1 protein-coding gene is annotated in these 226 nt (G+C 77.0%); it reads right to left on the bottom strand.

The genetic code is table 11. The features are described 5' to 3' along the window. Positions 1-226, bottom strand: a 226-nt coding sequence (locus tag PUR61_RS29410; RefSeq protein WP_329882524.1) for a hypothetical protein, incomplete at both ends; no start/stop codon positions are given.

Genomic DNA, 226 nt, shown 5'->3' with positions numbered 1-226 from the left:
TGGCGTGGCGTGCGGCCAGGGCCTCGGCCTCCGCCAGCCGCCGCAGGGCGAGGAGGGTTTCGACGGCGGTGGGGACGAGGTCCCAGGCGTGGGCCCAGGCTTCCTTGCGGTCGAGGAAGGCGAGGAAGTCGTGCGGGTCGGTCAGAGCCCGCCAGGCGGCCTGGGGGTCGTCGCGGTTGAGGTGGAGGCGGGCGGCGCCGGCGGCGGCGCCGAGCGAGTCCAGGTG

The organism is Streptomyces sp. BE20 (assembly GCF_036322525.1).
Classification (GTDB): Bacteria; Actinomycetota; Actinomycetes; order Streptomycetales; family Streptomycetaceae; genus Kitasatospora.
Note: the sequence above shows the minus strand (reverse complement) of the source record. Positions and strands in the feature narration are given on the sequence as shown.